28 protein-coding genes are annotated in these 26,244 nt (G+C 70.8%); 11 read left to right on the plus strand and 17 right to left on the minus strand.

Annotated features, from left to right (window positions below; translation table 11 throughout):
* Positions 1–20: 20 nt before the first annotated feature.
* The 10 genes from G6N56_RS21160 to G6N56_RS21205 all read right to left on the minus strand — a co-directional run bounded on the left by G6N56_RS21160 (position 21) and on the right by G6N56_RS21205 (position 8,199).
* A complete protein-coding gene (locus G6N56_RS21160) occupies positions 21–1,361 on the minus strand; it encodes a hypothetical protein (RefSeq protein ID WP_085258788.1) in 1,341 nt (446 codons plus the stop codon).
* A 35-nt stretch (positions 1,362–1,396) separates the two neighbouring features.
* Positions 1,397–2,473, minus strand: a complete 1,077-nt coding sequence (menE, locus tag G6N56_RS21165; RefSeq protein ID WP_232069374.1) for an o-succinylbenzoate--CoA ligase — start codon at positions 2,471–2,473, stop codon at positions 1,397–1,399.
* A gap of 68 nt (positions 2,474–2,541) precedes the next feature.
* A complete protein-coding gene (locus G6N56_RS21170) occupies positions 2,542–2,844 on the minus strand; it encodes a DUF3349 domain-containing protein (protein WP_085258667.1) in 303 nt (100 codons plus the stop codon).
* A gap of 53 nt (positions 2,845–2,897) precedes the next feature.
* Positions 2,898–3,197, minus strand: a complete 300-nt coding sequence (locus G6N56_RS21175; protein ID WP_085258666.1) for a hypothetical protein — start codon at positions 3,195–3,197, stop codon at positions 2,898–2,900.
* Positions 3,194–4,444 carry an inorganic phosphate transporter gene (locus tag G6N56_RS21180; protein WP_085258665.1) on the minus strand — a complete coding sequence of 417 codons (1,251 nt, stop codon included), beginning with the start codon at positions 4,442–4,444 and terminating at the stop codon, positions 3,194–3,196. The genes G6N56_RS21175 and G6N56_RS21180 overlap by 4 nt, the downstream gene beginning before the upstream one ends.
* 86 nt (positions 4,445–4,530) lie before the next feature.
* On the minus strand, positions 4,531–4,938 hold the full coding sequence (locus G6N56_RS21185; RefSeq protein ID WP_085258664.1) for a VOC family protein: 408 nt from the start codon (positions 4,936–4,938) through the stop codon (positions 4,531–4,533).
* A 21-nt stretch (positions 4,939–4,959) separates the two neighbouring features.
* The gene (locus G6N56_RS21190; RefSeq protein WP_085258663.1) at positions 4,960–5,856 is read right to left on the minus strand and encodes an SDR family oxidoreductase; all 897 of its coding nucleotides are present in this window, start codon (positions 5,854–5,856) and stop codon (positions 4,960–4,962) included.
* Positions 5,857–5,898: 42 nt separating this feature from the next.
* Entirely contained in the window at positions 5,899–6,801 is a 903-nt protein-coding gene (locus tag G6N56_RS21195) for a 1,4-dihydroxy-2-naphthoyl-CoA synthase (RefSeq protein ID WP_085258662.1), read from the minus strand.
* A 10-nt stretch (positions 6,802–6,811) separates the two neighbouring features.
* Complete coding sequence (locus tag G6N56_RS21200) at positions 6,812–7,267, minus strand: nitroreductase family deazaflavin-dependent oxidoreductase (protein ID WP_085258661.1); 456 nt, start codon at positions 7,265–7,267, stop codon at positions 6,812–6,814.
* Positions 7,268–7,278: 11 nt separating this feature from the next.
* Positions 7,279–8,199, minus strand: coding sequence for an aldo/keto reductase (locus tag G6N56_RS21205; RefSeq protein ID WP_085258660.1), 921 nt, complete (start codon positions 8,197–8,199; stop codon positions 7,279–7,281).
* 84 nt (positions 8,200–8,283) lie between these two features.
* On the opposite strand from G6N56_RS21205, the gene G6N56_RS21210 reads away from it, so the two are divergent.
* Positions 8,284–8,826 (plus strand): TetR/AcrR family transcriptional regulator, encoded by a 543-nt coding sequence (locus tag G6N56_RS21210; protein ID WP_085258659.1) that lies wholly within the window; start codon positions 8,284–8,286, stop codon positions 8,824–8,826.
* An 80-nt stretch (positions 8,827–8,906) separates the two neighbouring features.
* On the opposite strand, the gene fadD8 is transcribed toward G6N56_RS21210, so the two are convergent.
* A complete protein-coding gene (gene fadD8, locus G6N56_RS21215) occupies positions 8,907–10,508 on the minus strand; it encodes a fatty-acid--CoA ligase FadD8 (RefSeq protein WP_085258658.1) in 1,602 nt (533 codons plus the stop codon).
* Positions 10,509–10,585: 77 nt separating this feature from the next.
* Between fadD8 and G6N56_RS21220 the strand changes: the two genes are divergently transcribed.
* From G6N56_RS21220 to G6N56_RS21245, 6 genes are all read left to right on the plus strand, one after another.
* Entirely contained in the window at positions 10,586–12,190 is a 1,605-nt protein-coding gene (locus G6N56_RS21220) for an amidohydrolase (protein ID WP_085258657.1), read from the plus strand.
* Entirely contained in the window at positions 12,187–13,158 is a 972-nt protein-coding gene (locus G6N56_RS21225; protein ID WP_085258656.1) for an o-succinylbenzoate synthase, read from the plus strand. Before G6N56_RS21220 ends, G6N56_RS21225 begins: the two co-directional genes overlap by 4 nt.
* The gene (locus G6N56_RS21230) at positions 13,155–13,943 is read left to right on the plus strand and encodes an alpha/beta fold hydrolase (protein ID WP_085258655.1); all 789 of its coding nucleotides are present in this window, start codon (positions 13,155–13,157) and stop codon (positions 13,941–13,943) included. The genes G6N56_RS21225 and G6N56_RS21230 overlap by 4 nt, the downstream gene beginning before the upstream one ends.
* Positions 13,944–14,012: 69 nt before the next feature.
* Positions 14,013–15,650: a 2-succinyl-5-enolpyruvyl-6-hydroxy-3-cyclohexene-1-carboxylic-acid synthase gene (gene menD, locus G6N56_RS21235; RefSeq protein WP_085258654.1), complete on the plus strand. Its 1,638-nt coding sequence runs from the start codon at positions 14,013–14,015 to the stop codon at positions 15,648–15,650.
* Positions 15,651–15,663: 13 nt separating this feature from the next.
* Positions 15,664–16,191, plus strand: coding sequence for a DUF3592 domain-containing protein (locus G6N56_RS21240; protein ID WP_085258653.1), 528 nt, complete (start codon positions 15,664–15,666; stop codon positions 16,189–16,191).
* Between the two features lie 78 nt (positions 16,192–16,269).
* Complete coding sequence (locus G6N56_RS21245) at positions 16,270–17,427, plus strand: glycosyltransferase family 4 protein (protein WP_085258652.1); 1,158 nt, start codon at positions 16,270–16,272, stop codon at positions 17,425–17,427.
* A gap of 115 nt (positions 17,428–17,542) precedes the next feature.
* On the opposite strand, the gene G6N56_RS21250 is transcribed toward G6N56_RS21245, so the two are convergent.
* On the minus strand, positions 17,543–18,367 hold the full coding sequence (locus G6N56_RS21250; RefSeq protein WP_085258786.1) for an SDR family oxidoreductase: 825 nt from the start codon (positions 18,365–18,367) through the stop codon (positions 17,543–17,545).
* Between the two features lie 55 nt (positions 18,368–18,422).
* On the opposite strand from G6N56_RS21250, the gene G6N56_RS21255 reads away from it, so the two are divergent.
* The gene (locus G6N56_RS21255; protein ID WP_085258651.1) at positions 18,423–19,112 is read left to right on the plus strand and encodes a demethylmenaquinone methyltransferase; all 690 of its coding nucleotides are present in this window, start codon (positions 18,423–18,425) and stop codon (positions 19,110–19,112) included.
* Between the two features lie 30 nt (positions 19,113–19,142).
* Here G6N56_RS21255 and G6N56_RS21260 read toward each other — a convergent pair whose 3' ends face one another.
* The 3 genes from G6N56_RS21260 to menJ all read right to left on the minus strand — a co-directional run bounded on the left by G6N56_RS21260 (position 19,143) and on the right by menJ (position 21,086).
* Positions 19,143–19,493 (minus strand): DUF732 domain-containing protein, encoded by a 351-nt coding sequence (locus G6N56_RS21260; RefSeq protein WP_085258650.1) that lies wholly within the window; start codon positions 19,491–19,493, stop codon positions 19,143–19,145.
* A 35-nt stretch (positions 19,494–19,528) separates the two neighbouring features.
* Positions 19,529–19,768, minus strand: a complete 240-nt coding sequence (locus tag G6N56_RS21265; RefSeq protein WP_142280869.1) for an alpha/beta fold hydrolase — start codon at positions 19,766–19,768, stop codon at positions 19,529–19,531.
* A gap of 76 nt (positions 19,769–19,844) precedes the next feature.
* Positions 19,845–21,086 (minus strand): menaquinone reductase MenJ, encoded by a 1,242-nt coding sequence (gene menJ / locus G6N56_RS21270; protein ID WP_408632642.1) that lies wholly within the window; start codon positions 21,084–21,086, stop codon positions 19,845–19,847.
* Between the two features lie 21 nt (positions 21,087–21,107).
* Here menJ and grcC1 point away from each other — a divergent pair, with 21 nt between their 5' ends.
* From grcC1 to G6N56_RS21285, 3 genes are all read left to right on the plus strand, one after another.
* Complete coding sequence (gene grcC1 / locus G6N56_RS21275) at positions 21,108–22,124, plus strand: nonaprenyl/(2E,6E)-farnesyl/geranylgeranyl diphosphat synthase (RefSeq protein WP_085258649.1); 1,017 nt, start codon at positions 21,108–21,110, stop codon at positions 22,122–22,124.
* Between the two features lie 91 nt (positions 22,125–22,215).
* A complete protein-coding gene (htpX, locus tag G6N56_RS21280; protein ID WP_085258648.1) occupies positions 22,216–23,076 on the plus strand; it encodes a zinc metalloprotease HtpX in 861 nt (286 codons plus the stop codon).
* A gap of 67 nt (positions 23,077–23,143) precedes the next feature.
* Entirely contained in the window at positions 23,144–23,344 is a 201-nt protein-coding gene (locus tag G6N56_RS21285) for a toxin-antitoxin system HicB family antitoxin (RefSeq protein WP_232069107.1), read from the plus strand.
* A gap of 8 nt (positions 23,345–23,352) precedes the next feature.
* On the opposite strand, the gene G6N56_RS21290 is transcribed toward G6N56_RS21285, so the two are convergent.
* The gene (locus G6N56_RS21290) at positions 23,353–24,876 is read right to left on the minus strand and encodes a SulP family inorganic anion transporter (protein ID WP_085258647.1); all 1,524 of its coding nucleotides are present in this window, start codon (positions 24,874–24,876) and stop codon (positions 23,353–23,355) included.
* 223 nt (positions 24,877–25,099) lie between these two features.
* Positions 25,100–26,125 carry an NAD(P)H-dependent glycerol-3-phosphate dehydrogenase gene (locus G6N56_RS21295; protein WP_085258646.1) on the minus strand — a complete coding sequence of 342 codons (1,026 nt, stop codon included), beginning with the start codon at positions 26,123–26,125 and terminating at the stop codon, positions 25,100–25,102.
* Between the last annotated feature and the right edge of the window lie 119 nt (positions 26,126–26,244).

Below are 26,244 nucleotides of genomic sequence, written 5' to 3' on the forward strand. Positions count from 1 at the left end.
GGTCGGTCGACCCGGCGGCCCTACCAGTTGGTCACCATGACGGTGTTCACCAGCAGGGCCCCGCCGGCGTTGACGGCCAGCCACATCCGGTGGGACCCCGCCGGCAGCAGGGCCGGCGCCGCCGTGAGCCAGACGGTGAACGGCAGCCAGATCCGCTCCACCTCGGCCTTGCTCAGCATGCTCAGGTCGGCGCAGGCGATTGCGGCCAGCATCGCCAGCAGCACCAGGTGGACACCGGAGCGCCGGCGGATCGCGCCCGGGTCGACGACGCGGCTGAGCCCGGCGACGCTGCCAAGTCCGATGGCGCACACCACGCAGGCCAGGTTCGCCCAGACCCAATACGGAAACGGCCGGTACTTCGCGATGCCCTGCCAATACCGTTGCTGCACCAGGCGGTAACCGTCGAACCAGTAGAAGCCGGCGACGGCGAACGACACCGCCACCGCGAGCGCTGCGAGCGCGGCCGGGCCGAGCGCGCGCAGCGCCGCCCGCCAGTCGCGCGCAGACACCAGCACGGCCGCCGCCGGGAGCCCCAGCAGGATCAGCCCGTAGCTGAGGAACACCGCCCAGCCCAGCAACAGCCCGGCGCCGGCCGCGAGCAGCGCGGGGAAGCGGACCGCGCGGTGCACCGCGACGGCCAGCAACGCCAGCCCCCACGCCGCGACCCCGGCGAAGTACCCGTCGGCGGACACCGCCACCCAGATCGCCGTCGGCGCCACCGCCACGAACGGCGCGGCCAGGCGCGCCGTCCGCTCGTCGGCCAGCGCCCGGACGGCGACCACCACGGCGGCCGCCGCGCTGGACCCGACGAGCAGGCACAGGAGGCCGGCCCACGCCCCGCCGTGCAGCCCGAGGCGGTCGAGCCAGACGAACGTCAGGACCGCGCCCGGCGGATGGCCCGAGACGTGGGTGGTCCAGGAATTCGGCTGGTAGTCGAGGATCCGGCTGGAAAAGGCGCGGATCACGGCCGGGATGTCGGTGATGCCCGCCACCTGCGACAGGTATTCGTCCCGGGTGGTCAACCGCCCGGCGAAACCGCGCTGCCAGCCGTCGATCATCGCCAGCGCGAAGGCCCACGCGCACGCGGTGGCCCAGGTACCCAGGGTCAGCACCCGCCACGAAAGCCGCTGCGCGACAACCGGTCCCCATATCACCGCGGCCACGGCGATGAGGATCGCCGGGCCGGTGCCCCAGCTGGCGTGGATCTCCCACGCCCCGAAGATCGGGGGGGAACCGGCGTGCGTGGCGAGCCGGTCGGGCGGGATGTCCAGCCGCTGCCTGACGCCCCAGTTCAGGTGCGGCAGGACGAACGCGGCCGCCACCAGGACGGCGGCGCCCGCGACGGCCAGTCCCTCCCGCAATCGTTCCCGCCGCGCGATGCCCACGAGCGACCAGCCTATTGACCGCCCGCGAACCGCTCCGCCAGCGCCCGCCGGTCGAGCTTGCCGATGCCGCGCCGGGGCAGCTCGTCGACGAGGTGCAGCTCGCGCGGCGCGGCGGTCGCGGGCAGGGAGCGCGCCACGTGGGACCGCAACGCCTCCAGCGTCGGGGGTTCGCGTCCGTCCGCCACCACGACGGCGGCCACCACCCGCTGGCCCAGCCGGTCGTCGGCCACGCCGAAGACGGCACACTCGCCGACGGCGGGGTGAGTGGCGAGCGTCGCCTCGACGAGCTGCGGCAGCACGGTCAGCCCGCCCGTGCTGATCGCGTCGTCGGCGCGGCCGAGGACGGTCAGCACGCCGGCGTCGTCGAGCGCACCCAGGTCGTCGGTGCGAAACCAACCGGGTTCGGCGAACGGGTCGGGGTCGACCGGGTTGCGGTAGCCCTTGGCCAGCGTCGCGCCGCCCAGGCTGATCCGGCCGTCGGCCGCGACGCGCACCCGCGCGCCGTCGAGCGGGACGCCGTCGTACACGCAGCCCCCGGCGGTTTCGCTCATCCCGTAGGTGCGCACCACCGTGACACCGGCTGCGGCCGCCGCGTCGAGGACGCGCGGTGACGCCGGGCCGCCGCCGAGGAGCACGGCGTCCAGCTCCGCGAGTGCGCCGGTCGCCGCCGGGTCGGTGAGCGCCTTGTCGAGCTGGGCGGCCACCAGCGAGGTGTAGCGCCGGCCCGGCCCCAGCTGCGCGACGGCGGCCGGCAGCTCGGCGACGTCGAACCCGGCGGAGACGTCCAGCTCGACCGGGATCCTGCCGGCGAGCACGCTGCGCACCAGCACTTGCACACCGGCGATGTGGTACGGCGGCAACGCCAGCAGCCAGCCGCCCGGTCCGCCGAGGCGGTCGTGGGTAGCGGCCGCGCTGGCCGTCAGGGCCGCGGCGGTCAGCAACGCGCCCTTGGGCGCGCCGGTGGTCCCCGACGTCGTCGCCACCAGGGCCACGTCGTCGTCGATGTCCGCGCCGACCCGCAGGGCGTCCAGCGCGGCGTCATCGTCGGGGGACAGCGGCACCAAGGCGGCATCGCGGCCGTCAAGCACCCGTTCCAGGGCCGGCATCAGCGACGAGACGGCCGCACCCGGCCAGACGCTGAGCGCACGCAGAACCGCTATGCCGGGTCCCCGGCCTCCCGGGTTTCGTCGAACGGCCAGCCCTGGGCGGCCAGCCGCTCGCGCACCCGCTCGACGTCCTCCGGCGACGGCAGCTCGTCGGTGATCTGGGTGATCAGCACGCCGATGTCGACGTCGTCGAAGTCCCCCCGCTGGATGAGTTCGTGGGCGACGGCCATGACCTCGTCGTGGCCGAGCCGGCGGGTCAGCAGGGCCAGGATCGGGAAGGTGTCGGTGGCGGGGATGCCCTCCGGGTAGCCGGCGCGCAGCCACGAGACGATCGAAGTGAGAAATCCGTTCATTTACGGCGACCCCCCCGGGCTGTGGTTCGGCGGTTGGGTGGCATCTTTCGATGCTACTTGGGCTTCGCTCCCAGGAACGCCTGGCCGGTTTGGTGCGCGATGAAGTCGCGGGAGATGTAGAGCAGGGCGAAGAGGATGGCCGCGACGACGATGGCGTAGATCACCCAGGCGACGGCCAGCAGCGCCGGGTTCTTGTGGGGCTGCCCGCCGTCCGGGCTGACCTCGCCACCGCCGACGGCGTGGAACCGGAGCCCGAGTGCGAACAGCCCGGGCAGCGCGGCGCCGGCCACCATGCTGAAGACCAGGATCTTGAGCGACGCCTCGTAGTTGAACCACTCACCGAACCCGCTCATGAGGGGTTCCCCGCGCTCACGGTGTCGCCTTCGGCGTTGTACCGGGGCGGCGCCCCGTTGCCCGCCGTGGGGCCGCCGGTATTGAGGGGCGGCCTCTCGGTCTCAATGCCGTCGAGGCCGGCGGTGAGGCTGCCCTCCCATTCGGCGTTGACGTTGTTGTGGTCGACCTTGACCTTGCGCGACCGGATGTAGATGGTCGCCGAGACGGCGACCAGCAGGCTGAAGCCGATGATGGCGCCGGGGTATCCGCCGATGAGGTGCACGATCCAGTAGGTGATCGCCCCGACCAGCCCGGCCAGCGGCAGGGTGACGAGCCACGCGACCACCATCCGGCCGGCCACGCTCCAGCGGACCTCGCCGCCCGGCTTGCCCAGCCCGCTGCCCAGCACCGAGCCGGTGCAGACCTGCGTGGTGGACAGCGCGTAGCCGAAGTGGGTGGAGAGCAGGATGACGGCGGCGGAGGACGACTCGGCCGCCATGCCCTGCGGCGACTTGATCTCGACCAGTCCCTTGCCCAGGGTGCGGATGATCCGCCAGCCGCCGAGGTAAGTTCCCGCGGCCATCGACAGCGCGCAACCCACGATGACCCACAGCGGCGGCGCGGCGGTGGTCTTGCTGATGGACCCGTAGGACATCAGCGCCAGGAAGATGATGCCCATCGTCTTCTGGGCGTCGCCGGTGCCGTGCGCCAGCGAGACCAGCGAGGCCGAGCCCCACTGGCCGTACCGGAACCCGGCCTCGGTGCGCTTGGCGTCGAGGCCCTGGGTGACGCGGTACACCAGCCAGGTCGCGATGGCCCCGACCGCGATGGCCAGGATCGCGGCGACGACGGCCGGGATGAGCACGTGGGACACCAGGCCCTTCCAGATCACGCCATGCGCGCCGACCGCGGCGATGGTGGCGCCGACGATGCCGCCGATCAGGGCGTGCGACGAGCTTGAGGGGATGCCGAGGAGCCACGTCATGAGGTTCCAGACGATGCCGCCGACCAGGCCGGCGAACACCAGCTGCAGCGTCACGATGTGCCCGTCGATCAGCCCCTTGGCGATGGTGGCGGCGACCGCGGTGGACATGAACGCGCCGACGAGGTTGAGCACCGCGGACAGTGCGACGGCCGCCTTGGGCTTGAGCGCACCGCTCGCGATGGACGTCGCCATCGCGTTGCCGGTGTCGTGGAAGCCGTTGGTGAAATCGAAAGCCAGTGCCGTGATTACGACAATGATCAAGAGGAACAATTCTATGTTCACAATGCCTGATTCTGGTGGTAGGGGCATTCAATTGTCGAACCCACGGAGAGCCGAAACGCGGCTCGTCGCCAGATGTTACCTCCCCATTAACCTGGTGTTCCGGCGCGTTCACCGCGGGTGTCGCGGCGCAGAGGATGGTCGCCCGGGACCTCGACGAAGATCAGCGTGATGCCGTCGGGATCGGTCACATGCATCTCGTGCAGGCCCCACGGCTCGCGGCGGGCCTCGCGCGCGATCGGCACTCCGCGGCCCCGCAGCTCAGCCTGCGTCCCGTCGATGTCGCGGACCTGCAGCCACAGCGCGCCGGGAAACGGCCCGCGCGAGTGGTCCGGGGAGCCGAAACCGGCCAGCTCGAGCAAGGACTGACCGGCGAAAAACACTGTGCCGGCGCCGTATTCCCGCGCGATCGCCAGGCCGATCTCGTCGCGGTAGAACCTCAGCGACCGCTCGTAGTCCGCCGGCCGCAGCAACATCCGGCTGGCCAGGATCTCCATAGCATCGTGTCTAGCACAGGGTCAGCGGCCGACCGCCCGGTTCGGCTGGATGCTCTGCCGCTGCATGAGCGTGTTGACCAGCCGGGGGCCGAAGGTGTCCAGCGCCTTGGCCGCGATGGCCATCCGCGGCGCGATGCGCACCGGGCGGGTGCGGGCGGCGGTGACCATCCACTCGGCCGCCTCCTCCGACGTCAGCGCGGGCATGCCCTGGTAGGCCTTCGTCGGCGCGATCATCGGGGTGGCCACCAGCGGGTAGTACAGCGTCGTCGAGTGCACCCCCTTGTCGCCCCATTCGGTCTCGACGACCCGGCTCACCATCGACAGCGCGGCCTTCGAGGCGTTGTAAACCGCGAACAGCGGCGAGGCCTCCGACAGCACCCCCCACGTGGAGACGTTGATGATGTGTCCGTCGCCGCGCTCGAGCATTGCGGGCGCGAAGCCGCGGATCAGCCGCAGCGGGCCGTAGTAGTTGAGCACCATGGTCCGCTCGACGTCGTGCCAGCGGTCCAGCGACTCGGCCAGCGGCCGGCGGATGGACCGGCCGGCGTTGTTGATCAGGATGTCGATCCCGCCGAGTCGGTTGTCGACGTCGGCGACCAGCGCGTCGATGGCCTCCATGTCCGAGAGGTCGCACGGGATCGCCAGCGCGCTGCCGCCGGCCGCCGTGATCCGGTCGGCCAGCGCGTCCAGCAGGTCCCGGCGGCGCGCGACGACGACCACCGTCGCGCCCAGGCGCGCCAGCCGCTCGGCGCCGGCCTCGCCGATGCCCGACGACGCCCCGGTCAGCAGGATGCGCTTGCCCGCGAGGTCGACGGGCTTCATGGCGGGCCGATTCACCAGCACCTGCGGCGACGCCGGGGGCCGCATGGTGGCTAGCACGATCTGGTCGGTGATGCGGCGCAGCGGGCTCTTACTCACGGGTGGCGAGTCTAGAGGGGAGCCCCGCCACCGGTTCCGGCGCTAGAAGTACCGGGGGAACCGGCTCCAGTCCGGCGGGCGCTTCTCCAGGAACGCGTCGCGGCCCTCGACGGCCTCGTCGGTCATGTAGGCCAGCCGGGTGGCCTCGCCCGCGAACAGCTGCTGGCCCACCAGGCCGTCGTCGAGCAGGTTGAAGGCGAACTTCAGCATCCGCTGGGCCTGCGGCGACTTGGCGTTGATCTCCGCCGCCCACTGCACGGCGACCCTCTCCAGCTCGGCGTGGTCGACGACCTCGTTGACCGCGCCCATGCGGTGCATCTGCTCGGCGGTGTAGGGGCGGCCCAGGAAGAAGATCTCCCGGGCGAACTTCTGGCCCACCTGACGGGCCAGGTACGCGCTGCCGTAGCCGCCGTCGAAGCTGCCGACGTCGGCGTCGGTCTGCTTGAACCGGGCGTGCTCGCGGCTGGCCAAGGTGAGGTCGCAGACCACATGCAGGCTGTGGCCGCCGCCGGCCGCCCAGCCGTTGACCAGGCAGATGACGACCTTGGGCATGAACCGGATCAGCCGCTGCACCTCGAGGATGTGCAGCCTGCCCGCGCGGGCGGCGTCGACCGTGTCGGCGGTCTCCCCGGACGCGTACTGGTAGCCGCTGCGGCCCCGGATGCGCTGATCGCCGCCCGAACAGAACGCCCAGCCGCCGTCCTTGGGCGACGGGCCGTTGCCGGTCAGCAGCACCACCCCGACGTCGGGCGACATGCGGGCGTGGTCGAGCACCCGGTACAGCTCGTCGACGGTGTGCGGCCGAAACGCGTTGCGCACCTCGGGCCGGTCGAACGCCACCCGCACCGTGGGGTCGGTGACGTGGCGGTGGTAGGTGATGTCGGTCAGGTCGCCGAACCCGTCGACCTGTCGCCACGCCAGCGCATCAAATGGGTTGTCGCTCAAGGTGAGACTCCTAAATCGGGTCCAGGCGGAAGACGGCGCACCGGCCGGCCAGCGCTTCGAATTCATCGGGGCGGCCGTCAGTGACGAGTCCGGCCCGCTTCATGAAGCCGACGCCGGTGGGCACCTCGGTGGGGAAGGCGCGCAGGACCGGCCGCGCGTCCTCGGCGGAGAGCTCGGCCATCCGCACGCGCTGGACCCGGCGGCCACGCGCGATCGTCGCCTCACCGGCGGCGCGCACGTTCGCCACCCAGTCGGCGCCCGGGAACCCGGCGACGACGTACTGCCGCCCGTCGACCGTGAGCGGGGTCACCGGCGTCGAGCGCGCCGCGCCCGACCTGCGGCCCAGGGCGGTCAACACCACCGGGCTTTCGCCGCCGAAACTGATTCCCAGCCGCGACATCCGGATGAACAGCTTGTTCGCCGGCTTCAGCCACCACGGCGGCCTGATCGGTTTGCCGCTTCCCATAGCCAGCGACGTTACCTCTGGAAGCGCTCCACCCCGTGCGGCTGGGGCTCGGTGGAGCCGACGGCGTCCAGCCGTTCCAGAGCGTCGTTGTCCAGGGTGACACCCGCCGCGCCGATGTTCTCCTCGAGGTGCGTGACCGACCGCGTCCCGGGAATCAGCAACGCGTTGGGCGCGTGGGCCAGCACCCACGCCAGCCCGACCTGCGCCGGTGTGGCCCCCAGCTCCCCGGCGATCTCGGCAACCACCGCGTCGTCGGCGACCTTCGGGAAGCCGGGAAACGACGACCCCAGCGGGAAGTACGGCACCCACGCGATTCCCTCGGCCGTGCAGACGTCGAGCGTCTCCTCCTGCGAGCGGTCGAGCACGCTGTACGCGTTCTGCACGCAGGCGATCCCCGCGGGCAGGGCCCGGCGCAGGACTTCCAGCGGCACGGCGCTGATGCCGATCCCGCCGATCTTGCCCTCGTCGCGCAGGGCGATCATCTCGGCGAGTTGGTCGTCCAGATCGACGACCTGGTCGCGCTCGGCGGCCACGCCGGGCCCGAGGTCCATGCGCCGCAGGTTCACCACCGGGACGCGCTCGAGGCCGAGCTGGCGCAGGTCGTCCTCCACCGCGGCGCGCAGCTCGGCGGGCTTCTGCGCGGCCGCGAGGGGGATCGGCTGTTCGCCGGTGTATCGCGCGCCGACCTTGCTGACGATGACGAGCTCGTCGGGGTAGGGCGCCAGCGCGGCGCGGATCCGGCGGTTCACCTCGCCGGGGCCGTAGAACGAGGCGGTGTCGATGTGGTCGACGCCGAGCTCGACCGCGCGGCGCAGCACGGTGGCCGCGTCTTCCGGGGTGGTCTCGAACAGCTGCATGGCGCCATAGCCGACCCTGGCGACCGTGTGTGCGCCCAGGGTGGTGACGCCGCCGGGCCGTGGTTTGTCCGTCATGATGCTCCCGTCTGAGACACTGGAGAGAATGCGGAGGCTCCTCCGTATGGGGCGAAGCCTAGCAGAAACGGAGGTACCTCCGCTTTGGTCGAGCCGAGTCGATCCGACGCGCGCCGGAACCGCGAGAGGCTGCTCGCGGCGGCGACAGCGGCGTTCTCGCAGGGCGGCCCCGTGTCGCTCGAGGCGATCGCGCGCGACGCCGGCGTCGGGATCGGGACGCTCTACCGCCATTTCCCCACCCGCGAGGCCCTGGTGGAGGCGGTCTACCGCGCCGAGCTCGCGGAGGTGGCCGCCGCCGCGGGGCAGCTGCTCGAACGGCATCCGCCCAAGGAGGCGCTGCGACGCTGGATGGACCGCTACGCCGGCTTCGTGGCCGCCAAGCGCGGGATGGCCGAGTCGCTGCAGGCGATGTTCGCCTCCGGTGCGATGCAGCCCACCCAGACGCGCGACAGCATCGTCGGCGCCGTCGACCTGCTGTTGCGGGCCGGCGCCGACGACGGCAGCCTGCGCGCAGACGTGCAGGCCGACGACGTGGTGTCGAGCCTGATCGGCACCTTCCTGGCCAGCGGCTCGCCGGAGCAGCGCGGCCGCATGCTTGACCTGCTGGTGGCCGGGATCGCCGCCTAGCTGTCGTGGCCTAGCCGCGTGCCCGGCCAGCCGGGCGCGTGGCCGTGACAGCCCGGCGAGCCGGGCGTCGGCGCCGAAACCTAGCCGACAGCGCGGCCGGCGCCCTCCCAGAACCGCGCGCGCACGGCCTTCTTGTCGGGCTTGCCCAGCGCGGTCACCGGCACCGACTCGACGACGATCACCTGCTTGGGCGACTGCACCGAACCCTTGCGCTCCTTGACCGCGGACTGGATCTCGACGGTCACCCGCGCCACCGACTCCTCGTCGGAGGGATGGTCGGGCCGCAGCACGATCACGGCAGTGACGGCTTCACCCCACTTCTCGTCGGGCGTGCCGATCACGCACACCTGCGCGACGGCCGGGTGTTCGGCGACGACGTCCTCGACCTCGCGGGGGAACACGTTGAACCCGCCGGTGACGATCATGTCCTTGACCCGGTCGACGATGAACCAGAAGCCGTCCTCATCCTCGCGGGCCATGTCCCCGGTGTGCAGCCAGCCGTCCTTGAACGTCTTGGCCGTCTCCTCCGGCAGGTTCCAGTACCCGCCGGAAAGCAGCGGCCCGGACACGCAGATCTCGCCGACCTCGCCCTGCGGCACCGGGTTGCCGTCGGCGTCGAGCAGCGCCGTGCGCGCGAACAGGGTGGGCCGCCCGCAGGAGGTGAGCCGTTTCTCGTCGTGGTCCTTCTTGGCCAGGTAGGAGATCACCATCGGGGCTTCGGACTGCCCGTAGTACTGGGCGAAGATCGGCCCGAAGCGACGGATGGCCTCGGCCAGCCGCACCGGGTTCATCGCCGAGGCGCCGTAATAGACGGTCTCCAGTGCGGACAGGTCGCGGGTGTGTGAATCGGGGTGGTCCATCAGCGCATAGATCATCGACGGCACCAGCATGGTCGCGGTGATCTTCTGCTCCTCGATCACGCGCAGCACCTCGGCCGGGTCGAATTTGGTCAGCACCACCAGCTCGCCGCCCTTGATGATGGTCGGCACGAAGAACGCCGCCCCGGCATGCGACAGCGGGGTGCACATCAGGAAGCGGGGGTTCTCCGGCCACTCCCACTCGGCGAGCTGGATCGTGGTCATCGTGGTGATCGACTGCGCGGTGCCCAACACGCCCTTGGGCTTGCCGGTGGTGCCGCCGGTGTAGGCCATCCCGCCGATGTGATCGGGCGGAAGGTCGGCCGCCACCAACGGCTTCGGCGGATACTTCGCGGCCTCGGCGACCAGGTCCACCGCGGAATCCCCGAGCGCCTCGGGGACCGGCCCGATGGTCAGGACCTGCTTGAGGCCGGGCACCTTCTCCAGCAGGCCCAGCGCCCGCTCGACGAACGCCGGGTTGGGGTCGATGATCAGCGACGTCACGCCGGCGTCGCCCAGCACGTAGGCGTGGTCGTCCAGGGAGCCCAGGGGATGCAGTGCCACGCGCCGGTAACCCTGGACCTGGCCGGCGCCGATGATCATCAGCACCTCGGGCCGGTTCAGCGACAGCAGCCCGACGGTGGCGCCGGTGCCCGCACCGAGCGCCTCGAACGCCTGAATGTACTGACTGATGCGCTCGGCGAGCTGCCCACCGGTCAGCGTGGTGTCGCCGAGATGCAGCACCGGCTTGTTCTTGTTGCGCTTGAGCGCACCGACGGTCAGGTGTCCGGAATGAATGGGATGGCGCAGCAGCTCGTCGCTCATGTGGCCAGACTAGAACGTGTTGCAATTCCAGTCAGCAACCCCCTTCGCAAGGCCGATCACCACTAGCATCCCTCCCTATGGTCGCCGCAGATCTCGTCATCACCGGAACGATCCTGACCGTCGATGAGAGCCGGCCCACGGCCGAGGCGATCGCCGTTGCCGACGGCCGCATCGTTGCCGTCGGAAGTCGCGACGACGTCGCGGTCCACATCGGCGCCGGCACCGAGACCGTCGACGTCGGTGACGGCTGCGTAATGCCGGGATTCGTTGAGGCGCACGGCCATCCGTTGATGGAGGCGATGGCGCTGTCGGACCGGATCGTCGACATCCGCCCCGTCACGCTCCCGAAAGCCGACGACGTCGTCGCGGCGGTGCACCGCGAGGTCGCGACGCGGGGCGCGGCCGGCGCCTACCTCAACGGCTGGGATCCGTTGCTGCAGACCGGGCTTCCCGAGCCGACGCTGGCCTGGCTCGACGACACCGCGCCCGACGGCCCGCTGGTCATCATCCACAACTCCGGGCACAAGGCCTTCTTCAACTCGCACGCGGCCCGCCGCTGCGGCCTGACCCGCGATACCCCGGACCCCAAGGGCGCCAAGTTCGGTCGCGACGCGCGGGGCGAACTCGACGGCGCCGCGGAGGAGACCGGCGCAGTGTTCCCGCTGCTGGCCGGCGCCATCGAGCCCGCCGACTACCCGGCGATGCTGCGCGACGAGTGCGCCCGGCTCAACCGGGCCGGGCTGACCACCTGCTCGGAGATGGCGTTCGACCCATCGTTCAAGCCCCTCGTCGAACGGCTGCGCAACGAGCTGACGGTCCGGCTGCGCACCTACGAGATCTCCAACCCGCAGATGCACACCGACGCCACCCCCGGTGAGGGCGACGACATGCTGCGCCAGGTCGGCATCAAGATCTGGGTGGACGGCTCGCCGTGGGTCGGCAACATCGCCCTGTCCTTCCCGTACCTGGACACCGCCGCAACCCGCGCCATCGGGGTGGTGCCCGGCTCGTGCGGACACGCCAACTACACCAAGGAGCAGCTGACAGAGATCGTCGGCGCCTACTACCCGCTGGGCTGGCCGATGGCCTGCCACGTGCAGGGCGACGCGGGCGTCGACACCATCCTCGACGTCTACGAAGAGGCCTTGAGCCGCCACCCGCGCCCCGACCACCGGCTGCGGCTCGAGCACGTCGGCGCCATCCGTCCCGAGCAGCTGCAGCGCGCCGCCGACCTCGGCGTCACGTGCAGCATCTTCGTCGACCAGATCCACTACTGGGGCGACATCATCGTCGACGGCCTGTTCGGGGAGGAGCACGGATCCCGTTGGATGCCCGCGGGTTCCGCCGTCGCCACCGGCATGCGGATCTCGCTGCACAACGATCCGCCGGTGACGCCGGAGGAGCCGCTGCGCAACATCAGCGTGGCCGTGACCCGCACGGCGCCCAGCGGCCGGGTGCTGGCGCCCGAGGAGCGGCTGACGGTCGACCAGGCGATCCGGGCGCAGACGATCGACGCCGCCTGGCAGCTGTTCTCCGACGACGCGATCGGCTCGCTGGAGGTCGGCAAGTACGCCGACATGGTGGTGCTGTCGGCCGATCCGAGGGCCGTGCCCCCCGAGCGGATCGCCGAGCTCGACGTCCGGGCGACGTATCTCGCCGGCCGCCGGGTCTGCGGCGAGTGAGACCGCCCCTCGACGAGCTGCTCGACCGCCTGCACGTCGTCGCCCTGCCGATGCGGGTGCGGTTCCGCGGCATCACCACCCGGGAGGTCGCGCTGATCGAGGGGCCCGCGGGCTGGGGGGAATTCGGGGCGTTCGTGGAGTACGGGCCGCCGGAGGCCGCGCACTGGCTCGCCGCCGGAATCGAGGCCGCCTATCGGCCGCCGCCTCCGCCACAGCGCGACCGCATTCCGATCAACGCCACCGTGCCGGCCGTCGCCGCCTCGCGGGTGGGCGAGGTGCTCGCCCGGTTCCCCGGCGCGCGCACCGCGAAGGTGAAGGTCGCCGAGCCCGGCCAGACGCTCGCCGACGACGTCGCCCGGGTGAACGCCGTGCGCGACCTGGTCCCGATCGTGCGGGTGGACGCCAACGGCGGCTGGACCGTCGACGAGGCGGCGCGGGCCGCGGCCGCCCTGACCGCCGACGGCCCGCTGGAGTACCTCGAACAGCCCTGCGCCACCGTCGCCGAACTCGCCGAGCTGCGCGCGCGGATCGACGTGCCGATCGCCGCCGACGAGAGCATCCGCAAGGCCGACGACCCGCTGGCGGTGGTCCGCGCCCGCGCCGCCGACGTCGCGGTGCTCAAGGTCGCTCCGCTGGGCGGCGTCTCGGCCCTGCTGGCGATCGCCGCGCAGATCGACATCCCCGTCGTGGTGTCCAGCGCGCTCGACTCGGCCGTCGGCATCGCCCAGGGCCTGACCGCCGCGGCCGCCCTGCCCGTGCTGCGGCACGCCTGTGGCCTGGGCACCGGCGGCCTGTTCGTGCGCGACGTCGCCGACGTCGCCGCCCCCGTCGACGGCGCCCTGGCCGTCGGGCCGGTGACGCCCGACCCGGCGCGCCTGCGGGAGCTGGCGGCGATGCCCGAGCGGCGGCAGTGGTGGATCGACCGGGTCAAGGCCTGCCACCCGCTGCTTGTACCGTCGTCCGAGTGATCAACCTGGCTTACGACGACCGCGGGTCCGGCGAGCCCGTCGTTTTCATCGCCGGCCGCGGCGGCGCGGGACGCACCTGGCACCCGCATCAGGTGCCGGCGTTCCTGGCGGCCGGATACCGCTGCATCACCTTCGACAACCGCGGGATCGGCGCGACCGAGAACGCCGAAGGCTTCACGACGCAGACCATGGTCGCCGACACCGCCGCGCTGATCGAGTCGCTGGGCGCCGCCCCGGCCCGAATCGTCGGCGTCTCGATGGGTTCGTTCATCGCCCAGGAGCTCATGGTGGTGCGGCCCGAGCTGGTCAGCGCAGCGGTGCTGATGGCCACCCGCGGCCGCCTGGACCGCGCCCGCCAGTTCTTCCACGAGGCCGAGGTCGAGCTGTACGCGTCCGGGATCGAGCTGCCGCCCGGGCTGGACGTAAGAAATCGTCTGCTCGAGAGCTTTTCGCGCAAGACCATCAACGACGACGCGGCCGTCGCCGACTGGATCATGATGTTCGAGGCCTGGCCCATCAAGCGCACGCCCGGGCTGCGCTGCCAGCTGGACGTGTCCCCGCAGACCAACCGGCTCCCCGCCTATCGCAGCATCGCCGCCCCGGCGCTCGTCATCGGTTTCGCCGACGACATCGTGACGCCGCCGTACCTCGGGCGCGAGGTCGCCGACGCCATGCCCAACGGCCGCTACCTGCAGATTCCCGACGCGGGCCACCTGGGCTTCTTCGAGCGGCCGCAGGCGGTCAACAACGCGGCGCTGCAGTTCCTCGCGAACGTGAAGGTCTAGTTTCTCCGGCGATCCGCCCGACAACTCCACGCTCGACGCGCGGTCAGCGGGCTGTGACACCCTGTACTGATGAACCCCTCGACGACACAGGCCCGCGTCGTCGTCGACGAGCTGATCCGCGGCGGCGTCCGCGACGTGGTGCTGTGCCCGGGCTCCCGGAACGCGCCGCTGGCGTTCGCCCTGCAGGACGCCGACCGCTCCGGCCGCATCCGGCTGCACGTGCGCATCGACGAGCGCACCGCCGGTTACCTGGCGATCGGCCTGGCGATCGGGGCCGGTGCGCCGGTGTGCGTCGCAATGACGTCCGGCACCGCGGTGGCCAACCTGGGCCCGGCGGTGGTCGAGGCCAACTACGCCCGGGTGCCGCTGATCGTGCTGTCGGCCAACCGGCCGTACGAGCTGCTGGGCACCGGCGCCAACCAGACCATGGAACAGCTGGGCTACTTCGGCACCCAGGTCCGCGCCACCATCAGCCTCGGCCTGGCCGAGAACGCGCCCGAGCGGCTGCCCGCGCTCAACGCCACCTGGCGGTCGGCCACCTGCCGCGTGCTGGTCGCCGCCACGGGCGCCCGCACGGCCAATGCCGGCCCCGTGCACTTCGACATCCCGCTGCGCGAGCCGCTGGTGCCGGATAGCGAACCGCACGGCGCGGCGGTCCCGCCGGGCCGGCCCGGGGGCAAGCCCTGGACCTACGCGCCGCCGGTCACCTTCGACCAGCCGCTCGACATCGACGTGTCGCCCGACACGGTGGTGATCGCCGGGCACGGCGCGGGCCTCCATCCCAATCTGGCTCAGCTGCCCACCGCCGCCGAGCCGACGGCCCCGGCCGCGGCCAACCCGCTGCACCCCCTCGCGCTGCCCCTGCTGCGTCCCAAGCAGGTGATCATGCTGGGCCGCCCCACGCTGCACCGTCCGGTGTCGACGCTGCTGGCCGACCCGCAGGTGCCGGTGTACGCGCTGACCACGGGCCCGCGCTGGCCCGACGTCTCGGGCAATTCCCAGGCGACCGGCACCCGCGCCGTCACCACCGGGACCCCCAATCCCGCCTGGCTGCGCCGCTGTGCGGAGGTCAACCGGCATGCGTTGGCGGCCGTCCGCGGGCAGCTGGCGGCGCACCCGCTGACCACCGGCCTGCACGTCGCCGCGGCGATGGCCGACGCGCTGCGGCCCGGCGACCAGCTCGTGCTCGGGGCGTCCAACCCCGTCCGCGACGCCGCCCTGGTCGGCCTCAACCCGACGGGCATCCAGGTGCGTTCCAACCGCGGCGTCGCCGGCATCGACGGGACCGTCTCCACGGCGATCGGGGCGGCGTTGGCCTTCGAGGCGGCCCACGACGGGCGCACCGTCGCGCTGATCGGGGACCTGACCTTCGTCCACGACAGCTCAGGGCTGCTGATCGGCCCCACCGAGCCGACGCCGCGCGCGCTGACCATCGTGGTGTCCAACGACAACGGCGGAGGCATCTTCGAGCTGCTCGAGCAGGGCGATCCCCGGTTCTCCGACGTGTCGTCGCGGGTGTTCGGCACGCCGCACGACGTCGACGTCGGCGCGCTGTGTCGCGCCTACCACGTCGAGAGCAGGCAGATCGAGGTCGACGACCTGCACGCGGCCCTTGACGAACCGGAGCCCGGCCTGCGTGTGCTGGAGGTCAAGGCGGACCGGTCTTCGCTGCGGCGGCTGCACGCCGCCATCAAGGCCGCGTTATGAGGTTCGGCCCGCGGTGATCTCGCCGAAGACGGTGGCGCGCATCCTCATTCATGGCCGCAGCGACGAACCGCCGAAAACGCGGGCCAGGGTGGCGTTGCGATGGGCGCGGATCACGGTCCTCATCGTGGCGGGCCTGGTGACGCTGCAGTCGGTGCTCCTGGTCGCCGGCGCCTGGCGCAACGATTTGGCGATCCGGCACAACATGGGCGTGGCGCAGGCCGAGGTGCTCAGCGCCGGGCCGCGCCGCTCGACCATCGAATTCGTCACCCCCGACAGAGTCACCTACCGCCCCGAGCTCGGCGTGCTGTATCCGTCCGAGCTCGCGACGGGCATGCGGATCTACGTCGAGTACAACAAGAACGACCCGAACCTCGTCCGGGTGCAGCACCGCAACGCCGGGCTAGCCATCATCCCCGCCGGCTCCATCGCGGTGGTGTGCTGGCTTGCCGCCACGGCCGCGCTGGTGGGGCTGGCGCTGGCGGACAAGTGGCTCGACCGCCGGGACGAGGCCTACGCCGCGCCCCCGACCCCGGCGGCCTAAGGCGTCCGACCAGCAAATTTCGCACGACGTATGCCCGCAGGAAACCTCGGCGACAGCCGGTACTGACACCGTGATGGTGTGCGCGTTGCCATCGTCGCCGAATCCTTCCTCCCCAATGTCAACGGTGTCAGTAACTCGGTGCTGCGAGTGCTCGAGCACCTGCGCCGAACGGGTCACGAGGCGTTGGTCATCGCCCCCGACAACCCGCCCGCGGAACCGCGCGCCGAGCGCATCCACGACGGGATACGCGTGCACCGGGTGCCGTCCCGGATGTTCCCGAAGGTCACCACGCTGCCGCTGGGCGTGCCCATGCCCCGCATGGTCAAGGTCCTTCGCGGATTCGACCCGCACGTCGTGCATCTGGCCTCGCCGGCGCTCCTGGGCTACGGCGGGCTGCGGGCGGCGCGCTGGCTCGGGGTCCCGACGGTCGCGGTGTACCAGACCGACGTACCCGGCTTCGCGGCGAGCTACGGCATCCCGATGACGCAGCGCGCCGCGTGGGCGTGGTTCCGCCACCTGCACGGCCTCGCCGACCGCACCCTGGCGCCGTCCACCGTGACGGTTGATTCGCTTGTCTCGCATGGCTTCCCGCGGGTGCACCAGTGGGCCCGCGGGGTTGACGTGCTGCGTTACGCGCCGTCTGCCCGCGATGAGGGGCTCCGGCGGCGGTGGTCGCCCGACGGCAAGCCGATCGTCGGTTTCGTGGGCCGGCTGGCACCGGAGAAACACGTCGAGCGGTTGATCGGGCTGGCGGCCGGCGACGCGGTGCGGGTCGTCGTCATCGGCGACGGTGTCGACCGCCAGAAGCTGCAATCCGCAATGCCCGCAGCAGTTTTCACCGGTGCGCTGTACGGCGACGAGCTCGCCGCGGCGTACGCGAGCATGGACGTCTTCGTGCATACCGGCGAGCACGAGACGTTTTGCCAAGTCGTACAAGAAGCGCTGGCGTCGGGGCTGCCGGTGATCGCCCCCGACGCCGGCGGCCCACGTGACCTCGTCACGCCGTGCCGCACCGGTTTGTTGCTGCCCGTCGACGATTTCGAGGCGCGGTTGCCCGCCGCCGTCGACCACCTGCTGGCGGAACGCCATCGCTACGCGCCCGCCGCCCGGCGCAGCGTGCTCGGCCGCAGCTGGCCGGTCATCTGCGACGAGTTGCTCGGCCACTACGAGGCGGTGCTGTCGCCGTTCGCCCGGCGGCGGGCGCTCCCGAAGCGATACGTGCAGCGCGGCGGCTGAATTCGCGGTGCCTGTGTGACACCGATGTGGCACCGATGCGACACCGAAATTGCTGCGGTGGTCGCGATCAGCGGGGAGAAGCACGACCCGCGCGGCAATTTCGAGTGTTGAGCGATCAGCCCTGCGCCAGCTCAGCGACGGGCTGCCATTCCTCCCAGGTGCGCAACCGGCTCTCGTAGTCGGCCTTGGCGGTCTGCAACGGGGACGAGCCGAAGAACACCCGCAACGGCGGCTCCTCTGCGTCCACGACCTTGAGCAGTGCCGCCGCCGACGCCGATGGGTTGCCGGGGCTGGCCCACCGGGCGCGGCGCTGCGCCTCGACCGTGGCACGCACCTCCTCGTAGGCGGGCAGGCGCTCCGCGTGCCTCGCGGAGGAGCCGGACCAGTCGGTGTCGAAGCCGCCCGGCTCGATCAGCGTGACGCGTATCCCGAACGGGGCCACCTCCTGGGCCAGCGCCTGGGAGAAGCCCTCCAACGCCCACTTCGACGCGTGGTAGATGCCGACGAGCGGGAACGCCGTGATGCCGCCGATCGAGGACACCTGGATGATGTGGCCGCTGCGCTGCTCGCGCAGGTACGGCAGGGCGGCCTGGGTAATCCACAGCGCGCCGAAGACGTTGGTCTCGATCTGGTCGCGGGCGTCGCGTTCGGACAGCTCCTCGATGAACCCGAACTGGCCGTAGCCCGCGTTGTTGACGACGATGTCGAGGCGGCCGAAGTGGTCGTGCGCCTGCTTGACCGCGGCGAAGTCCGCGTCCCGGTCGGTGACGTCCAGCCGGATCGGCAGCAGCGCCTCGCCGTACTTGTCCGCCAGGTCGCCCAGCGTGTCGGTGTTGCGCGCCGTGGCGGCGACCTTGTCGCCCCGCTCCAGCGCCGCGATTGCCCATTCCCGTCCGAAGCCCCGGGAAGTACCTGTGATAAACCAAACCTTTTCAGTCACGCAGTGGTGTAACGCCGCCACGGCCGCGTAATTCCCGGACGGTAGCGTCGACGTCGTGAGTCGCGCCGCGTTGGACAAGGACCCCCGGGATGTGGCGTCGATGTTCGACGGCGTCGCCCGCCGCTACGACCTGACCAACACTGTGCTGTCGCTGGGCCAGGATCGGTACTGGCGGAGGGCGACGCGTTCGGCCCTGGCGCTCGGCGCGGGCCAGCGGGTGCTGGACCTGGCCGCGGGGACGGCCGTCTCGACCGTCGAGCTGGGCAAGTCCGGAGCGTGGTGCGTGGCCGCCGACTTCTCGGTAGGAATGCTGGCCGCGGGCGCCGCGCGCAAGGTGCCGAAGGTGGCCGGCGACGCCACCAGGTTGCCGTTTGCCGACGGTGTATTCGATGCCGTCACCATCAGTTTCGGGTTGCGCAACGTTGTCGACCACCAGGCGGCGCTGCGCGAGATGCTCCGCGTTACCCGGCCGGGCGGCCGATTGGTGGTGTGCGAGTTCTCCACGCCGACCAACGGGGCGTTCGCCACGGTGTACAAGGAATACCTGATGCGGGCGCTGCCGCGGGTGGCGCGGGCGGTGTCCAGCAACCCGGAGGCCTACGTCTACCTGGCGGAGTCGATCCGGGCCTGGCCCGACCAGTCCGAGCTTGCCCGGCAGATCGCACGGGCAGGTTGGGCGGCGGTGCGCTGGCGGAACCTGACCGGCGGCATCGTCGCTCTACACGCCGGCTACAAGCCGAGCTAGCGGGGCGCGACGGGTCGGCACCAGATCAACTCAGTGGCCCGCCCGCTGGATGAAGCCGACCTGGTCGGGGCAGTAGTGGTCGATCGAGGCGCCCAGGAACTGGAACGCCTGGCCCTGGGTGGTGCCCCGGGGAAGGTTGTGCTGGATGAAGTTGGCCGACTTGTAAGGATCGCCGTCGACGCCCCGGCCGATCCGTTCGCAGGTGATCTTGCCCAGCCACGCGAGCTGGTCCTGCGGACCGTAGATGCCGAAGCCGTTGACGGTGTCCTTGAAGGGGGCGTCCCAGTCGTTCGGCCCGATCGGGGCCGCCTGCGCCGGTCCGGCCAGGGCGACGGCGGCGGCCGCGGCGGCGATGCTGGTGGTCAGCGTCCTGCGCTTCATTAGCCAGACTATACACCTGATGGGATTACGTATCGCTAGAGCGATCGTTCGCCCAGCCACGACAGCATGCGCTCGGCGACCGTTTGCCGGCCCGGCTCGAGCATCATCTCGTGCCCCATGCCGGGGACCGAGATCGGCTCGGTGCCGTACGCGGCGGCGGTCGCCTGGATGTCATGGGCGGGGTAATGAACGTCCTGGGGTGCGCTTATACTTTCCCTTCCGCGCTCACAGCCGCGTTGAACAAGCGATATTCGCCAAACGGTCTCGCGACCCACAGTATTTACGGACCATCCCCGGCGGGCTTGCGTCCGGGCGCACGCGGTTTGCGCCGGGGCGAACGGCCGAGCGGCTTCAGCTGAATGGCGTGCGGCGATCGATGAGCCGGGACAACCGGCCGCCGCCCCGCCACGCCCGCGCCACCCAGTCGGCGTCCTCGTCGGTCACCAGGTTGGCCATCACCCGCACGGCGATCGTCATCAACGTCCTCGAGCGCATGGCGACCGGCCCAGTCGTGGGCAGGAACCGTTGGAAGGTGAGCAGCAGCGCCAGCCTCCTGGCGACCGAGAAACCGCGGCTGTAGTGCTGTTGCAGCACCGACGGCCACACATGGGTCAGGTCTTGAGACAGGCCACAGCAGTCCAGCAGCTCGGCGGCCAGCCGGCCGGTTTCCAGCCCGTAGTCGATCCCCTCGCCGTTGAGCGGATTGACGCACGCCGCGGCGTCGCCGATCAGCATCCAGTTGGGGCCGGCCACCCCGGATACCGCGCCGCCCATCGGCAGCAGCGCCGACGCCACGGCGCGCGGCGCCCCGGAGAAGCCCCATTCGTCGCGGCGCAGGTCGGCGTAGTAGTTGATCAGCGGCCGCAGCGCCAGATCCGCCGGCCGCTTCGACGTCGACAACGCGCCGACGCCGATGTTCACCTCACCATTGCCCAGCGGGAAGATCCAGCCGTAACCCGGCAGGACGGCGCCGTCGGGCGAGCGCAGCTCGAGGTGCGATGTCAGCCAGGGATCGTCGGCGCGCGCGGTGGCCAGATACCCGCGCGCGGCGACGCCGTACACCGTCTCCTGATGCCAGCGCCGCCCCAGCTTGCGGCCCAGCGACGAGCGGGCGCCGTCGGCCACGATCAACTGTCGGCAGCCGACCTCGGTGCCGTCGGCCAGGGTCAGCGAAACCACCCGTCTCGACGAGTCATGGTGTGCCGCAGCGACTTTCGTCCCCAGAAGCATTCGCGCGCCGGAATCCTCGGCGCACTTGCGGATCCGGTCGTCGAGCTCGACGCGCGCGACCGCGCTGCCCGTCGAGGGGAACGACGGGCCCGGCCAGTCGACCTGGACCTCGCCGCCGAACCCGCTCATCCGCAGGCCGCGATGGCGGATGCGCGTGCTCAGCCAGTCGCCCAGCCCCAGCCGCTGCAGCTCGACCATCGCCCGCGGCGTGAGCCCGTCACCGCACGCCTTGTCGCGGGGAAAGCCCGCGGAGTCGATGACGAGCACGTCCCGCCCGGCCCGCGCCGCCCAGGCGGCGGCCGACGAACCCGCCGGCCCGGCGCCCACGACGACCACTTGGGCCTTGAGGGCTTTCGCTTCCACGCTCACCAGTATGTTGGTCGGGTGAGTACTCCGGCGACGGTGGTGGCGGGCGTTGACTTCGGTGATCCCGCGTTCGCCGCGACGGTGCGCGACGGTGTCGGGCGGATCGAGCAGCTCATGGACATCGAGTTGCGCAGCGCGGACGACGTGATGACCGAGTCGCTGACGCATCTGTTCAAGGCTGGCGGCAAGCGGTTCCGCCCCCTGTTCACTGTGCTTTCGGCGCAGATCGGGCCCGACCCGGACGCCGGCGAGGTGGTCGTCGCCGGCGCGGTCATCGAGCTCGTGCACCTGGCGACGCTCTACCACGACGACGTGATGGACGAGGCCGAGGTGCGCCGCGGCACACCCACGGCGAACATCCGGTGGGGCAACAACGTGGCGATCCTGGCCGGTGATTACCTGTTCGCGACGGCGTCGCGGCTGGTGTCGCGGCTGGGGCCGGAGGCGGTGCGGCTGATCGCCGAGACGTTCGCCCAGCTGGTGACGGGGCAGATGCGGGAGACCCGTGGCCTGACGGGGGCCGGCGAGGGTGCGGACCCCGTGGAGCACTACCTGAGGGTGGTGTACGAGAAGACGGCCTGCCTCATCGCGGCCGCCGGCCGGTTCGGAGCGATGTTCTCGGGCGCCGACGGCGACCAGGTCGAGCGGCTGAGCCGCCTGGGCGGCATCGTCGGGACCGCCTTTCAGATCGCCGACGACATCATCGACATCGACAGCGACTCCCACGAGTCGGGCAAGCTGCCCGGCACCGATGTGCGCGAAGGGGTGCGCACGCTGCCGATGGTCTACGCGCTGCGCGAGCCGGGGCCCGACGCGGCGCGGCTCCGCGAGCTGCTGTCCGGGCCGATCGACGACGACGCGGCGGTGGCCGAGGCGCTGACGCTGTTGCGGGCGTCGCCGGGCATGGCGAAGGCCAAGCAGTTCCTGGCCGACTACGCCGACCAGGCGCGCCGCGAGCTGACCCTGTTGCCCGACGTCCCGGGCCGGGACGCGCTGCGGACCCTGATCGACTACACGGTCAGCCGGCACGGCTAGCGCCCATGCCGTGAGTCGCGGAACCCGGACGGTCATGCCGGGCGTTCACACTGCAAGTAGCAATGAACGAGTGTTCGCAAGGAGGACACCGATGACCTGGCATCCCCATGCCAACAGGCTGAAGACCTTCGCACTGTTGGTCGGCATGTCCGCGTTGATCGTGTTTGTGGGCTCGCTGTTCGGCAGGACGGCGATGTTCCTCGCGGTGTTGTTCGCCATCGGCATGAACGTCTACACGTACTACAACAGCGACAAGCTCGCCCTGCGGGCGATGCACGCGCAGCCGGTTTCCGAGCTGCAGGCGCCGGTGATGTACCGGATCGTGCGCGAACTGGCCACCGCCGCGCACCAGCCCATGCCGAGGCTGTACATCAGCGACACCAACGCGCCCAACGCGTTCGCCACCGGCCGCAACCCGCGCAACGCCGCGGTGTGTTGCACCACCGGAATTTTGCAGATCCTCAACGAGCGTGAGCTGCGCGCCGTGCTCGGACACGAGCTCTCGCATGTCTACAACCGCGACATCCTGATCTCGTGCATCGCCGGGGCGATGGCGTCGGTGATCACCGCGCTGGCCAACATGGCGATGTGGGCGGGGATGTTCGGCGGCAACCGGGACGGGGAGAATCCCTTTGCCCTGCTTCTGGTTTCGCTGCTGGGCCCGATCGCCGCGACCGTGGTGCGGCTGGCGGTGTCGCGGCAGCGCGAGTACCAGGCGGACGAGTCCGGCGCCGTGCTGACGGGCGACCCGTTGGCGTTGGCGTCGGCGCTGCGCAAGATCTCCGGCGGTGTGCAGATGGCCCCGCTGCCCCCCGAGCCGCAGTTGGCCAGCCAGGCCCACCTGATGATCGCCAACCCGTTCCGCGCGGGCGAGCGGATCGGCTCGCTGTTCTCGACGCACCCGCCGATCGAGGACCGCATCCGTCGCCTGGAGGAAATGGCGCGGGGGTAGGTCGCTCGGGCCGTCGGTTGCGGGCAATTTTCTGGGTGATGGGTGACTTTCGAACGCGACAGCGCACGTGGTAGCGCGGCGAAACTCCGCCCACCCCCGTAACGGAACGCAACTGCGGCGGCACGTTCGTCGTCAGGACCTCCTCCGAACTGCACGGCGACTGGCCCGTGAGGCCGCCGAGGAGGGAGTCTCGATGAACCGGTGGGTGGTGCAGAAGCTCTGCGGGCGCCGAGTGAGCGACTACCCCGGGCTATCCGGCTTCGACTGAAGCGCCAATCAGGCCGCTGCTTCGGGTCTTTGGGCCTCGGCCGCCGGCACGCTGCGCGCGAAGTGTCCGGTCTCCACCACGCCGCGGACCTGGACCGTGCCACCGGTCGCGCAATGCTGCCGCTGCCAGTCGGTGATCGCCTGGTGCGCCGCATGATCGAGATAGTTCACCGAGAGGATCACCGTGACGTCCGCCCCCGGGGGAATGGACGTCAGCACGCGGGTCAGCCGCGGCAACGCCAGGAACGTGCACGCCGCGCCCTCGATGGTCACGTGCCACCCGTCGGCCTCCTCCGTCGCCTCCACCCCCGCCCGGATGACCCGCCATCCGGTCAGGGCGATCGCCAACGCGAGCCCGATCAGGACGCCGTGCAGCAGATTGAGGAAGACCACGCAGACGGCCGTCACCACGTACACGGCCAAATCGCCGTGTTTCATTGCGGTTTCGATGTGGGCCGGCTTCAGCAGCTGGACGCCGATCACGATGAGCAGGCCGGCCAGCGCGGCGGTGGGGATCTCGTCGACCAGCCCGGCAAACGGAATGGTGAACAACAGGATCCAGAACCCGTGCAGGATCGCCGAGGCTCGCGACCTGGCGCCGGCGTTGACGTTGGTCGAGCTGCGCACGATGACCCCAGTGACGGGCAACCCGCCGATGGTGCCCGACAGCATGTTGGCCGCGCCCTGCCCGATCAGCTCGCGGTTGAAGTCGGTGCGCGGCCCGTTGTGCATGCGGTCGACCGAAACCGCCGACAGCAGGCTCTCGACGCTGGCGATCAGGGCCACCGTGATCACGCCGATCGCCACCGCGCCCCAGTTGCCGTCGGGCAGGTCCGGCAGCCGCAACGCGTCCAGCGGTGACCCGTCGAGGTCGATCCGCCGCACATTGAACGGGAACACCACGGAGATGACCGTGACCGCGACGATGGCGACCAGCGGGCCCGGGATCGGCCGCAATTTCGCCGGCACCCATCGCCAGGCCACGAGGATTGCGATGACGAGGGCGCCGAGGATGACCCCCGGCTTGTGCGCGCCGATCACCTGGCCGGGCAGCTCGATCACGTTGTGCCAGGCCGTGCTTTTGGACTTCCCGCCGAGCAATACGTGCGCCTGCTGCAGCGCGATCGTGATGCCGATGCCGGCCAGCATGGCATGCACGACGACGGGCGAGATCGCGAGCGCCGCACGCGCAACCCGGCTCAGGCCCAGCAGCACCTGCACGGCGCCCGCGGCGACGGTGATCAAACACGTTACACCCCAACCGAAATTGGAGACCAGGTCGGCGACGACGACGGTCAGGCCGGCCGCCGGTCCGCTGACCTGTAGCGGTGATCCGCCCAGCGCTCCAACGACGATTCCCCCTACGATCGCGGCGATCAGACCGGCGAGCACCGGGGCGTTGGAGGCGATCGCGATTCCCAGCGACAGCGGGAGCGCGACCAGGAAGACGACGAGCGAAGAAGGCAAGTCGTGCCGCATGGCCGATCGGAGCCGGTTATACCGTGATGCTGTGTGACCTTCGGTGTTGTGCATCGGTTGCTTTCCCTCGTTAGGTCTTAGCGGGGGATGTGCCGATATCCGCCCCGTACAGCACTGGTTACGTCGTTGTAAACGGTTGGCGCACAGGGGATTACGACCGCGCCGGCCAACCGGTCAAAGCCCAGTTACTCACTTGACGGTATTTTGCTGGTCGTGGGCGGGTCAAGCGCATGGGCCGGGCCCATATCGAATCCAAATCTTTTGGCGGGTGCCCAGGTCAGAACCCCGAGCCGTGCACCTCGTGCCCGGGCACCTCGACCATCAGGCCGCGGTAGGCCTCCTCGACGGTCGAACCGTGGTTGATCACAGCGTCCACTTCGCGGGCGATCGGCATGTTCAGCCCGTACTCGTTGGCGAATTCCATGATCACGCTGGCGGCTTTGACGCCCTCGGCGACCTGGTTCATCGAGCCGATGATCTCGTCGATCGGTTTGCCGGCGCCCAGCTGCTCCCCCACGTGGCGGTTGCGGCTGCGCTGGCTGGTGCACGTCACGATGAGGTCGCCCAGGCCGGCCAGGCCGGGGAAGGTATCGGGATCGCCGCCCACGGCCACCCCCAATTTCGTCATCTCGCGCAGTGCGCGGGCGATCACCAGCGCGCGGGTGTTCTCCCCGATGCCCAGCGAGTAGCCCATTCCGACGGAGATGGCGTAGACGTTCTTCAGCGCCCCGGCCATTTCCACCCCGATGACGTCGTCGGTGGTGTACACCCGGAAACGCCGGGTGCGGAACAGCCCGGACAGCCGGGTCGCCAAATGCTGGTCGGGCATGGCCAGCACCGCCGCCGCGGCGTAGCCCTCGCCGACTTCGCGGGCGATGTTCGGGCCCGCGAGGATGCCCGCCGGATGACCGGGCAAGATCTCCTCGACGATCTGAGACATCCGCATGTTGGTGCCCTGCTCGAGCCCCTTGACCAGCGACACCACCGGCACCCAGGGCCGCAGCTCGCGGGCCAGCTCGGTCAGCACCCCCCGGAACCCGTGTGAGGGCACGCCCATGACCACGACGTCGGCGCAGCTGGCCGCCTCGGCGAAGTCGGTGGTGGCGCGCAGGGTGTCGCTCAGCACCGCCTCGTCGCCGAGGTAGCGGCTGTTGCGGTGATTCTCGTTGATGTCCTTCGCGGTCTCCTCGGAGCGCACCCACTGCAGCGTCGGCCCCCGCCGGGCGCAAATGGAGGCGACCGTGGTTCCCCAGGAACCGCCACCGAGCACAACAACTGTGGGTTCACGCTTCTCAGCCGCCATGGCGATCAGCGTATTGCCGCCATCTCCGATTTAGAAGGAGTTCACGAACTCCGGGCGACCCGAGTCGGAACCAATGACCCAATGCCAGGGGACTTCGGTCCCTACCCGCCCCGCGCGGC

Source organism: Mycobacterium saskatchewanense (genome assembly GCF_010729105.1).
Taxonomy (GTDB): Bacteria; Actinomycetota; Actinomycetes; order Mycobacteriales; family Mycobacteriaceae; genus Mycobacterium; species Mycobacterium saskatchewanense.